This is a genomic window from Hyalangium ruber, from assembly GCF_034259325.1.
In the GTDB taxonomy this organism is placed as follows: Bacteria; Myxococcota; Myxococcia; order Myxococcales; family Myxococcaceae; genus Hyalangium_A; species Hyalangium_A rubrum.
Map to the genome: position 1 here is coordinate 241,575 of NZ_JAXIVS010000008.1, position 13,000 is coordinate 254,574.

General features: G+C 68.5%; 3 protein-coding genes. 1 reads left to right on the forward strand and 2 read right to left on the reverse strand.

Translation table 11 applies throughout. The features are described from left to right. Window positions 1-74 precede the first annotated feature (74 nt). Both SYV04_RS24040 and SYV04_RS24045 read right to left on the reverse strand, forming a co-directional pair. Entirely contained in the window at window positions 75-3,512 is a 3,438-nt protein-coding gene (locus SYV04_RS24040) for a non-ribosomal peptide synthetase (protein WP_321548205.1), read from the reverse strand. Next, window positions 3,509-11,842: a non-ribosomal peptide synthetase/type I polyketide synthase gene (locus SYV04_RS24045; protein ID WP_321548206.1), complete on the reverse strand. Its 8,334-nt coding sequence runs from the start codon at window positions 11,840-11,842 to the stop codon at window positions 3,509-3,511. Before SYV04_RS24045 ends, SYV04_RS24040 begins: the two co-directional genes overlap by 4 nt. A 207-nt stretch (window positions 11,843-12,049) precedes the next feature. Between SYV04_RS24045 and SYV04_RS24050 the strand changes: the two genes are divergently transcribed. After that, window positions 12,050-13,000, forward strand: coding sequence for an arginine deiminase family protein (locus tag SYV04_RS24050; protein ID WP_321548207.1), 951 nt, complete (start codon window positions 12,050-12,052; stop codon window positions 12,998-13,000).

Sequence of the window (13,000 nt, forward strand, 5' to 3'; positions counted from 1 at the left end):
GATCCCCTCATGGGCGGAAGAGGTGCCAGCGCGGGCCACACCGGGGTGGGCCCGCGGAACGGGTTGGTCCTGCTTCAGTCCTGCTTTTTGGAGGGCTCGGGGAGGTTGAGCTCGGCGCGCGAGGTGGCTTGGACGCGGCGAGCCTGCCTGGGCAGGGCAACGAGTGGCGGAGGCGAGGCGGCGGCCTTTCCTGGCTGCTGAGCCTCCAGGTGCTTGGCCATGGCTCCGAGGGTGGGCTGCTCGAAGAGGACGCGCAGGGACACGTCCACGCGCCATTCCTCCTGGACACGGGCGAGCACCTGAACGGCCTTCATCGAATGGCCTCCCAGATCGAAGAAGTTGTCGCTCAGGCCCACCTGCGCGACGGCGAGCACCTCCCGCCAGATCTCCGCCAGGCGGATCTCCAGAGGCGTGCGCGGGGCCTGGAAGTCGGCCGCCGCGCGCTGGGAAGCCGTGGGAGGCGGAAGCGCTTGACGGTTGAGCTTGCCGTTGTTCGTGCGCGGGAAGGTCTCCAGCGACACGAAGTGCGTCGGGATCATATAGGCCGGCAGGTGGGGCCGCAGGTGCTCGCGGAGCGCCTGCGCGTCGGGCGCGGCGCCGCTGCCAGGCCTGAAGTAGGCGACCAGCTCCGGGCTGCCCGCCACGTCCCACAGCCGCACCGCGACCTCTTGAACACCTGGGTGCTGGGCCAGCCGGGCTTCGATCTCTCCCAGTTCGATTCGATGACCCCGCAGCTTGATCTGCCCATCCCCGCGGCCCAGGAACTCCAGCGTTCCATCCGGCAACGCGCGCACCAGGTCGCCCGTGCAGTAGAGCCGGGCACCCGGCACCGTGCCGAAGGGATCCGGTACGAAGCGCTCAGCGGTCAGCTCCGGGCGGTTGAGATAGCCCTGCGCCACGCCCTGCCCGCCGATGTACAGCGAGCCCACCACGCCCAGAGGCACGGGTTGGAGGGACTCGTCCAGCACGTACACCTGGGTGTTGTCGATGGGCCGGCCGATCGTGAGACGGCCCTTCTCCTCCACGCGCGACAAGGTGGACCAGATCGTCGTCTCCGTGGGGCCGTACATGTTCCACAGCGCCGAGCCACGAGTGCGCAGCGGCGCGAGGAGATCGGTCGGAAGGGCCTCACCGCCGCAGAGCATCTTCAGCGCGGGGTTCCCGGTCCAGCCCAGCGCCAGCATCATCCGCCAGGTGGAAGGCGTGGCCTGCATCACGGTGGCCCGGCTGGCCGCCAGCGCTGGCAGCAGTCGCGTGCCATCCACCGCCGTCTCCCGGCTGGCGATGACCACGCACGCTCCGACACTCAGGGGGAGGAACAGTTCCAGCACGGAGATGTCGAAGGCGATGGTCGTCACCGCGAAGAGCGTGTCCTGCTCGGTCATCCCCGGCTGGCGCCGCATCGAGTGCATGAAGTTGACGACCGCGCCGTGTGGAACGGCCACCCCCTTGGGCTTGCCAGTGGAGCCCGAGGTGTAGAGCACATAGGCCAGGTGCTCCGAGGCGATGGGCAGCTGGAGCGCGCTGGAGGGGGCGTCGGCGGCGTCCGCCAACAGAACGGTGCGAGCCTTGTGCGAGGGCGCCTGCGGAGCCAGCTCGGGCTCGGTCAGCAGCACCGTGACGCCGCTGTCCTCCAGGATGTGCGCCAGGCGCTCTGCGGGGTAGAGCGGGTCGAGTGGGACGTAGGCCGCGCCCGCTTTGAGGATGCCCAGAAGGCCCACGAGTAGCTCCAGGGAGCGCTCGAGGAAGATGCCCACGCGCTGTCCAGGCTGCACGCCCAGGCCGCGCAGGTGCTGTGCCAGCCGGTTGGCCCGCTCGTCCAGCTCGCCATAGGTCAGCGCGCGCGTCTCGAAGCGGGCGGCGACGGCCTCCGGGCGCCGCGCCACCTGGGCCTCGAACAGGCCGTGCAGGCTGTGCGGAGGAGTCACCTCGCGCGTGGTGGCGTTCCACTCGCGCAGCAGGCGGGTTCGCTCGCCCTCGGTCAGCAAGGGCATGCGGGAGGCGGGCTGAGAGGGATCCGCCACGGCGGCGGACAGCAGCGACAGGAAGTGTCCCGTCATCCGCTCGATGGTCGCGTCGTCGAACAGGTCGCTGTCGAAGTTCAGCTCGCTGACGAGGCCTTGGGGTGTTTCAGCCATCGAGAGCGACAGATCAAACTGTGAAGTCCCGCTCTCGATCTCCAGGAGTTCGACCGTGAGCCCGGGCAGCGCGAGGCGCTCGGAGGGCGTGTTCTGCAGCGTGAACAGCACCTGGAACAGAGGGTGGTGGCTCAAGTCACGAGTCGGCTGGAGCACCTCGACCAGCTGCTCGAAGGGCAGCGCCTGATGGGCGTATCCCGCCAGCGTGGTACGGCGCACCTGGCTCAGCAGCTCAGAGAAAGAGGGCGAGGACTCCAGCGAGAGACGCAGGGGGAGCGTGTTGACGAAGAGCCCCATGAGCGGCTCCGTCTGAGGGAGCCGATTGGCGATGGGAGCGCCGATCACGACGTCCTTCTGACGGCTGTAGCGCGACAGCAGCACGCCGAAGGTGGCCAGCAGCGTCATGAACAGCGTGGACTCCGCCTCGCGGCTGAGCTGCTTGAGCCTCGCGGTGAGCTCCGCTGGGACCGTGAAGCGCCGGGTGGCGCCGTGGAAGCGCTGCGCCGCGGGGCGGGGGCGATCGGTGGGGAGCTCCAGCAGGGATGGCGCCCCGGCGAGGTGCTCTCGCCAGTAGGTGAGCTGCGGCTGAAGGGCTCCACTGGCCGCGAGCTGGTGCTGCCAGCGGGCGAAGTCGGCGTACTGGATGGAGAGCTCGGGCAGCGAGGGCGCCTTGTCGGAAGTGAAGGCCCGGTAGAACTCCGCCAGCTCACGGATGAGCACCCCGATGGACCACCCATCCGAGGCGATGTGGTGCAGCGTTAGCAGCAACACGTGCTCGCGCTCGCCGAGCCGAAGCAGGCACAGGCGCAGCGGCATGTCTCGCGTCAGATCGAAGGGCTTGCGCGCCTCTTCCGCTGCCCGTCGACGGACCTCCTCCTGCCGCTCGCTGGGCGGCAACCGCTGGAGGTCCACCTGAGGCATCGACACGGGAGTCGCGGGCAGGATGCGCTGAACGGGGCGCCCCTGCACCTGGCCGTAGCTCGTCCGCAGGACTTCATGCCGTCGGACGATCTCGTCCAGGCTCCGTTGCAGGGCGCCTGGGTCGAGCGTGCCGTCGAGGCGCAGGGCGGCGGGCATGTTGTACGCCCCGCTTGGCCCCTGGAGCTGCTCCAGGAACCACAGCCGCTGCTGGCCGGAGGAGAGGGGCAGGTCTCCCTCTCGGGGACCGGTGGGGATGATCTCCGCCGCGCTCCGCAGGGACTGCCCGGCCTGCTGGAGGAACGCGATGATCTCCTCCTTGCGTGCCTTCATCTGGCCCTGCAGCTCCGGGGTCATCACCCCAGGGGGAGCGCTGAAGCGCAGGCGCTCGCCCTCCAGCCACAGCCGCACGTCCTGCTTGCGCAGAGAGGACAGGAAGCCGTCGATCGCGCTCACAGCTCACCCTCCTCGCGGCTCGCGTCGGCGGCGGGCTCCACCGTGGAGGTCTTCGCCGCCCAGAGCAGGGTGTCCACGTGCTCGGCCAGGCCAGCGATGGTGGTCGCCTTGAAGAGGCGCTCCAGCGCGAGGTCCACGCGGAAGGCATCCCGGATGCGAGAGGCCACCTGGGTGGCGAGCAGCGAGTCTCCGCCCAACTCGAAGAAGTCGTCGTGGATGCTCACGCGTTGCAGGCGCAGGGCCTTCGTCCACACGTCGGCCAGCGTCTGCTCGGTGGGCGTGCTCGGTGCGACGAAGGGACGCAGGGAGGCGCTGGCCTCCGGCTCTGGCGCCGGGAGCGATTGCCGGTCGAGCTTGCCGCTCGCGGTGAGCGGCATCGCCTTCAGCAGGACGAAGAAGGCGGGGATCATGTAGTCCGGCAGCTTCTCGAGGAGGAACTGCCGCAGCTCCGTGGGCGAGACCCCGCCTGGCGTCGAGGGGACGACGTAGGCGACGAGCCGCTTGTCATGCCCTGCCTGGCCTCCGTGCGACTCTTCCCGGAGGGTGACGATCACCTCCTGGACGGAGGGGTGTCGGCTCAGGGCGGATTCGATCTCTCCCAGCTCGATGCGGAAGCCGCGCACCTTGACCTGGTGGTCGGTGCGACCCAGGAACTCGACGGTGCCGTCCGACAGGTAGCGGACGAGATCGCCCGTCTTGTAGAGCCGTGCATCGGGCTTGTCGCTGAACGGATCGGGGATGAACCGCTGCGACGTCAGCGCCGGGCGGTGCAGGTATCCCTGCGCCAGCAATTCCCCGCCGATGTGGAGCTCTCCCGACACGCCGATGGGAACGGGAGTGCCGTTCTTGTCCAGGACATAGAGGGTGCGGTTGCCGAGCGGTCGGCCGATCGGGACTCGCGTGTAGCCGCCCTGCTTGCCCGCGGGCACCTCGAAGGTGGTCGCGGTGATGACCGTCTCCGTGGGGCCATAGGCATTGAGCAGCCGCACCGCGCCCAGGGGGCCGCGCTGCCAGAGCTCCAGCACCTTGGGCAGGATGGTGTCTCCGCCGACGATGACCAGGCGCAGGCGGTGGGAGCCGATCGCCTGCTGCGACTCGCTCCAGCGCTGCGTGAGCTGCTGCCAGTAAGCCGTGGGGAAGTTCACCACCGTGAGTTGTTGCTCGACGATGCGGCGCGGCAGCTCCTCGGGAGTCCAGACCTGCGGGCCGCGCAGCACCAGCGTCGCGCCGACCATGAAGATCGGCAGGATCTGCTCCAGCGAGGCATCGAAGTTGAACGATGCGAACTGCAGCATCTTGTCGACCTCGGAGTGCCGGTAGTGATCGCGGACGTCCTGGGAGTGGACGACCAGGGCTCCGTGGTCGACGACGACACCCTTGGGCTCACCCGTGGAGCCCGAGGTGTAGATGACGTAGGCGGGAGTGTTCGGCGTGGCGAGGTTTTGCGGATCCGTAACGGGCTGGGCGGCCAGCACGGCCGCGTCCCTGTTCAGGCTGACGGTCCTCGGGCCATACCCTGGCAGCCGCTCCGCCAACTGTCCCTGCGTGACGACCACCGCCACCCGAGAGTCCTCGAGCAGGAACGTCAGGCGCTCCTGGGGGAGCCCCGGATCGAGGGGGACGTAGGCGCCACCCGCCTTGAAGATCGCCAGCAGCGTGATGAGCACTTCCGGCGAGCGCTCGAGGAAGGAGCCGACGAGCACCCCGGGCCTGACCCCCAGGGTTCGCAGGTGGTGCGCGAGCCGGTTGGCCTGCTGGTTGAGGGCGCTGTAGGTCAGGTTCTGACCCTCGAACTCCACCGCGACCTTGTCGGGCCTTGCAGCGGCCTGCTGCTCGATGAACTGGTGGGTGAGGACATCCTTCTTGTAGGAGGCCCGGGGCTGGTTCCACGCCACCAGGAGGTGCTGGCGTTCGGCGGGGTTGAGGAGGGGCAGGTCCGCCACGCGCTGCTGCGGGTTGGCGATGACGCCCTCCAGCAGCGTGTGGAAGCAGCGCGCCCAGCGCCGGATCGTCTCGGTCTCGAACAGGTCGGTGTTGTATTCGAAGTCCAGGGCCAGCCCGTCCTCGACCTCGATGGCGTTGAGGCTCAGATCGAAGGCCGCGAAGCTGATGGGCTGGGGGTGGAAGCTCGTCTTGAGCCCGCTCATCCTGGCAACGGCATTGGGCCGCTCCAGGTTGAAGGTGACGCTGACCAGCGGGGCGTGGCTGGAGGAGCGCGGCAGGTTCAGGCGGCTGAGCAACCGGGCGAAGGGGTAGTCCTGGTGCTCGTAGGCCCCATAGAGGGCTTGCTTGAGGTGGCGGACGTACTCCGGGAAGGTCTGCTCACCGTGGGCGTGGCTGACGATGGGGAGCAGGTGCGCGCAGTAGCCAACGAGGTGATCGCTCCCCTCCAGGCCGCGCCCGGAGGCGGGGATTCCCACCAACAGCTCGTCCTGGCCCGTCAGGCGGTGGAGGAAGGTGTTGTAGACGGAGAGCAGCAGGATGAAGAGCGTGGACTGCTGCTGCTGCGCCGTCTCCTTCAGGGCTCGGCTGAACGAGGAGTTGAGTCGCAGCGTCTCACGCGCGCCCCGGAAGCTGCGCTGGGCGGGGCGACCGTGATCGGCGGGGAGCTCGATGGCGGGGACCTCGTTGACGTTCTGGTCCAGCCAGTAGCTCTCGTGCTCCGCCATCTCCGGGCTCTGGGTCTGGCGCTGCAGCCAGCGGACGTAGTCGCTGAACTGAAGGGGCTTGGGCAGAGCGGGGCTCTTGCCTTCCTGGAGCGCGGAATAGAGCGCGGCAATCTCCTGGACGATGACCCCGAGGGACCAGCCATCCACCACCACGTGATGCGCTGTCAGGACGAGCAGGTGTTCCTGCGCCGCCAGCTTCAGCAGGTGGGTGCGGAACAGCGGCCCCCTCTGCAGATCGAAGGACGTCTGGCTTTCCCGCGCGTACCACGCCACGAGCCGCGAGGACTGCTCGGCGGCCGGCAGCGTCGACAGATCCTCCAGCGGCAGCTCCGCCGTGAGCTTCGGGAGGATGTGTTGCTGCTCGCCGGTCTCGTTGAGGTGGGTGCGCAGCGCCTCGTGGCGCTCCACGACCTGCTGGATGGCTCGCTGCAGCAGCTCGGCCTGGAGGGAGCCCGACAGCCGCAGGCTCATCGAGAGGTTGTAGGCGCTGGAGCCGCTCGCGTTCATTCGCGACAGGATCCAGAGCTGCTGCTGGGCCTCCGTGGTCGGCGAGAGGCTCACCGTGGCGCTTTCGGGCACGGCGGGAGCAGGAGCGCGCTCCTGTTGAGGAGCGGGCGCGGAAGCTGCCGGCTCCGGCCTGGGCCAGAAGCCACCCGCGCGCATCTCCGCCACGCTCTTGGCCACGACGCGGACGATGGTGTCCAGGTCCTCATCGGTGTGGGCGGTGGAGAGCATGCAGGTGCGCCCCTCCCAGATGTAGACACCGTGATCGATGAGGTGGCTGTAGAGCAGGTCCATCTCCAGCGACTGGTAGAGGTAGCTGAAGTTGCCCGCCACGGTGAACCGGAGCACCGAGCCGCCGTACACCACCTGAACGGGGACCTGCTCGCGCTGGAAGATCGCGTTGAGGCGCTCGGCCAGGCTGGCGGACCGCTGGTTCAGCCGTTCCTGGAGGGCCGGGCCCTCCTTCTTCAGGTGCTTGAGGGTGGCGATCGTCGTCGCCATCGTCAGCGGGTGCTTGCAGAACGTGCCCGCCGCGAAGGTCGTCCCCAGCGAGGGGAAGGAGTTGTCGCCATAGCGCCAGTCTCCTCCGTCGATGCGGTCCACGAAGCCGCCGCGATCGGCCACCACACCGATCGGCAGTCCACCACCCACGATCTTTCCGTAGGTCGTGATGTCAGCCTCGATGCCGTAATAGGCCTGCGCCCCGCCCGGGTGGAGGCGGAAGCCCGTGATGATCTCATCGAAGATGAGGGGCACCTTGGCCGTGCGGGTCATCTCCCGGAGCGTCTTGAGGAAGGCCTTCGGTTGCAGGTTGGGGCGGCGGCTCTGCACGGGCTCGACGAGGACGGCGGCGAGCTCGTGCATGTGCTCGCGGATGATCTCCAGCGTGCGGTCCTCGCCATAGGGCAGCACGAGCACGTCATTGGCGATGTGCTGCGCGACACCCGACGCCATGGGCAGCGACTGCGGAGCGCCACCGACCATGCGCCCCACGACGAGGGTGCCGTCGGAGTGGCCGTGGTAGGAGCCCGTGAACATCACGATCTTCGTGCGTCCCGTCGCGGCGCGGGCCACGCGCAGCGCCGTCATCACCGCCTCCGTACCGGAGTTGCAGAAGGTGACGCGCTTCATTCCGGTGAGCTCGCAGATCAGCTCCGCCGCCTGGCCACCGAGGTTCGACTGGGTGCCCAGCTCCATGCCGTCGCCCAGCCGCTTGCGCAGGGCCTCGAGGATGAAGGGCGGGTTGTGCCCGAACAGATGCACGCCGAAGCCCATGGAGAGGTCCACGAACTCGTTGCCATCCGAATCCCAGAAGCGCGAGCCCTGCGAGCGGGTGCTGACGATGGGGTAGCAGGTCTCCTTGAGCTCGGGGCGGAAGTTCATCAGCCAGCGAACGTCGCTCCACTTCTCGCGGTAGCGGATCGCGTTCTGCTTCGAGCGGTGGGTACGGCGGGTGTAGCGCTCGATGAAGGTGTCCAAGTAGCGCTTCTGATCGGGCGGCAGCTCGCGCTCCGGTGTTCCGTTCACCGAGCCCACGGAGAAGGCGGCTGAGCCGCCAGTCGATGTGCCGGGCTGAGCGGGCGCGGAGGTGGGAGCCGGGCTCGCCACAGCGGCCGGTGCGCCCGCCGGAAGGGCCTGGGGCAGCAGGGCGGTGTTCGCCGCCAGGGCCCCCACCGCCGTGCCTCCCTTGAGCAGCGCCAGCTGCTGAGACATGAGCTGGAGTTGAAGCTGGATGACCTGCTCCAGCGGACTGCCTGCCGCGAGAGCGGGAGCGACCGTGGCCGGGGCAGGCAGGGGCTGAGGCTGCTCGGGCTGTGCAGCCTGCGGCTGAGAAGGCTGGGGCTGCGCGGCGGCTGCTGGCGGAGGAGCGGCTGGCTCTCCGAAGGAGAAGTCGGCGGGCAGGGTACGGTCGAGGTAGGTGCTGATGGCGTCCAGCGTCGTCAGCTCCTCGAAGAGCTGACGGATCGACAGCTTGAGCCCGAACCGCTTCTCCACGTTTCGGATGGCATCCAGCAGCACGATCGAATCGGCGCCCATCTCCAGGAAGGGCGTGTGCATGCCGAGCTTCTCTGGCGGAGTCTGCAGCAGGTGCGCCACCAGCGCGCGGATCTCCTCCTGGATCCGGACCTTGCGTGACACCGCGGGCGCCGGAGCGGGAGCGGCACTCGCGGGCTGGGCCGCGGCAGGCGTGGGAGAGACCTCCAGCCAATAGCGCTGTCGCTCGAAGGGGTAGGTGGGCAACATCACACGCTTGCGCGTGTAAGGCCGATCCAGCTCCCGCCAGTCGATCGTGGCACCACGGACGTGCAGGGCGCCCAGACTTCCGAGCACCGTCTGCCAGGCGTCCTGCTGCCGCTTGAGGCTGGACACCCAGACGCTCGTGCTCTCCGGCACGCACCGCTTCGCCATGTTGAGCAGCGTGTCGTGCGGTCCCAGCTCGATGAACACCGCGGGGCCCTCGTGCGCCGCGGTCTGGATGCTCTTGTAGAACTGCACCGGCTCGCGCAGGTGGCGGCGCCAGTAGTTGACGTCAGGTGCCTCGGTCAGCGCCTCGCCCGTCAGGTTGGAGATGATCGGAAGCGACGGGGCCTGGAACCGGATCTCACGCGCAGCCTGCTCGAAGTCGGCGAGCATGGGGTCCATCTGCGGCGAGTGGAAGGCGTGGGAGACCGTGAGCGGACGGGAGTCGACTCCGCGGGCCTGGAGCGCCTCCACGACGCGCTGCACCGCGTTCTTCTCTCCGGAGATGACGATGTGATGGGGGCCGTTGATGGCGGCGATGCCCACCTCCTTTTCATCGCCGAGGGCGGAGCGCACCGTGGGCTCATCGGCCATGATCGCGGCCATGGCGCCGTTCTGCGGGAGCGCCTGGATGAGGCGGCTGCGAGTCGCCAGCAGCCGTAAGGCGTCCTCCAGGCTCAGCACGCCAGCGATGTGGGCGGCCATGTACTCGCCCACGCTGTGGCCCAGGACGGCGTCCGGCTTCACGCCCCAGGAGCGCCACAGCTCCGCTAGCGCATAGCCGAGGGAGAAGAGCGCCGGCTGGGTGTAGCGCGTCTGGTGGATCAGCGGAGAGGCCGAGTCGGACTCGGGATAGAGGACGGACAGCAGCGGCACATCGAGGTGCGGGCGCAACAGCGCGTCACAGCGCTCGAGCGCCTGACGGAAGACGGGGGAGGTCTCGTAGAGCTGTCGCCCCATGCCCGGGTACTGAGAGCCCTGGCCCGGGAAGATGAAGATCACTCGGGGCTGAACGGCCCGCTGGTGCTCTCCCCGGAGCAGGAGCGGAGACGGTCTGCCGCGCAGGAACGCATCGAGGTGCGCGGCCAATTCCTGGCTGGAGCTCGCCGTCGTGGCGAAGCGGTGGGGCAGGTGATCGCGCCCCGTGTTGGCGGTGAAGCAGACGTCCGCCACCGCGGGGGCACCCAGATCGGTGAGCCGCGCATGGTACTGCTGGGCCACGGCGCGCAGCGCCTGTTCACTCTTGGCCGACAGCGTGAGCAGGTGGCTGGTGCGATCCGGCCCGCTCGGGCTCGCGGCGGGTCGCCGCGGCGCCTCGCCGACGATCACGTGAGCGTTGGTACCGCCAAAGCCGAACGAGCTGATGCCCGCGAACCGCCCTCCTGGCTCCTGGGGCCACGGCTCTCGCTGGGTGGGGATGTGGAAGGAGGACCCCTCGAGCGAGATATGCGGGTTGAGCTTCTTGAAGTGAACCTGAGGCGGGATCTCTCCGTGCTGCAGCGCCAGGACGACCTTCGTCAGCCCGGCGATGCCCGCCGCCGACTCCAGGTGGCCGATGTTCGACTTGGCGGAGCCCAACAGGCAGCGCTTCTTGGAGGCACGCCCGGCCATCAGCGCGCCCTTGAGGGCCTCGACCTCGATGGGGTCTCCCAGGGACGTGCCCGTTCCGTGGGCCTCGACGTAGCTGATCTGCTCGGAGGTCAGGCGGGCCTGCTGGAGCGCTTGCCGGATGACGTCTTGCTGCGCCACGCCGTTCGGCGCGGTGAGCCCGTTGCTGAGGCCATCATGGTTGACGGCCGAGCCATGGATCACCGCCAGGATCGGATCACCCGAGGCCCGTGCGTCCGCGAGCCGCTTGAGCACGACGATGCCGCAGCCCTCGGAGCGGACGTAGCCGTCCGCCGCCGCGTCAAAGGTCTTGCAGCGTCCGTCCTTGGCCATCATCCCCGCGCGGGAGAAGGCGATGGTGAGGTCCGGATTCAGGATGACGTTGACGCCGCCGGCGAGCGCCAGATCGCACTCGCCCTGGCGCAGGCTCTGGCAGGCCAGGTGGAGGCTGACCAGCGAGGAGGAGCACGCAGTATCCACCGCCATGCTCGGGCCCCGCAGGCCCAGCAGATAGGAGAGCCGGTTGGCCGCGATGCTGTGGGCGTTGCCCGTGCCCGCATAGGCATCCAGCAGCGAGCGGTCGCTGAACTGCCGCTGTGAGTAGTCGTTGCTGCTGATGCCCACGAAGACGCCGGTGCGGGTGCCCTGGAGCGCGTGGGGCGCCTGGCCGCCGCGCTCGAGCGCCTCCCAGGCGACTTCCAGCAGGAGCCGCTGCTGGGGATCCATCCGCGTCGCCTCTCGCGGAGAGATGCCGAAGAACAGGGGATCGAACTCATCCACCTGCTCCAGGAACCCGCCCCAGAGGGTGTTCATCGTCCCGGGATGGGTGGAGTCCGGGTTGTAGAAGCGTTGTGCCTCCCACCGGCTCGCGGGCACCTCGGTGATGGCATCGCCGCCGCGCTGGAGCAGCGCCCAGAACGCCTCGGGCGTCGGCGCTCCTGGGAAGCGGCACCCCAGCGAGATGATCGCGATGCCGTCCTCCGGCGCGGACGTCACCGCTGGCGCAGGAACTGGTGGTTCGGGCGCCGCCGGAGCCGCCGCGCCAGGCTCGCGGCCCAGGTGCCGGCTCACGGCGTCGATGGTGGGGTGCTCCCAGACGAGGGTGGGAGACAGATCGCGCCCCAGCCAATCGCCCAGCTCGCCAGAGAGGAAGACCGCATCCTTGGAGGTCAGCCCATAGCTGACGAACGGCTCATGGATGTCGATCTCGCCAGGAGTGAGATGAAGAGCCTCGGCGATGTAGGCACGGAGCCAGGTGACGAGCTCTTCGCGCGAGCGGGTGGGGGAGGAGCCAAGAGGGGTTGGCATGCCGATCAAGAGAGGAATATCGGGTTGTTCAGTGAAGACTGGACTAGATGGTAGTCCTAGTGTTACCAGCTATCACGTGCCGTGCATCTCGTGAAGGTCCGCTGAAATTTTGCAATTTTAAGGTTTTGAGAAAAGTGCTTTCCCTACACGTGGGCCCTGACAGCCACGGGGAGAGTCTTTGTAGGTGCCTCTAACGGGGGCTTGCTGATGCCGTTCACTGGAATCGAGTGCTGGTCCGAGTCGGGGCTGCTGGAGTGTGTCGCGGTCTTTCGACCCGCTGCGCTCGACGTTGCCACCTCGTTGGAGGCCGCCGCCGTTGGATTCACCGGCACCGTCACGTATCAGGAGACGGAGGAGGCTTTCGGTCGCCTGAAGGAGACGCTGGGGCGCTTCTGCGCGCTGGTGGATCTGTGGGACTTCCTGCCGTCAGACGAGCGCGCCGTCAGCAATGCGGCGGTGAACCGGGTGTTCGTACGGGATACGGCCGCGGTCGTGGGGGGCCAGCTCGTGACGGGTAACGCCGCCTTCCCCGCGCGCATCGCGGAGTTCGAGACGACCCACGTCGCGCTCTCCAATCTGGTGCGTGGGCCCGAGCAGGGAGCGGCCCTACCGGAGATCCGCGCCGCCCGGGTCGAGTTCGGGGATCTCTTCCTGCTCGACTCCGAGCGGCTCCTCATCAACCTGGGGCTGCGCAGCGACGTGCGCTCGCTCCAGACGTTCCTGGAGGTTGCCTGGCGCGCCGGGTTCCGCGAGGTGGGGGTCCTCTGTATCCCCGAGCACCTGGGCATCATCCACCTGGATCTGGCCTTCAATGTCCTCGGGCCCCAGGCGGTGGTGGCGCGCTCCTTCCTGCGGCACTTCCCCATCCGGGTCTTCCAGCAAGGTGGGGCTCAGCGCTGGGAGGCCTTCGAGGCCTACTTCTCGGCACGGGGCCGGCGCGTCATCCCCTTCGAGCCGGTCGGCCCGGGCGGCTTCATGTCCAACTACATCTTCTTGGGGCCGCAGCTGATCCTGGCTTCCGAGAGCGCGGCCTCACAACTGAGGCCCATCGCCCGGGACTTCGGCATCGAGGTGGAGAGCGTCGACATCGAAGCCCTCGAGCGGGGTAACGGGAGCGTCCGGTGCCTCACGCTCCCGCTCAAGCGCCAGGCGCTCTGA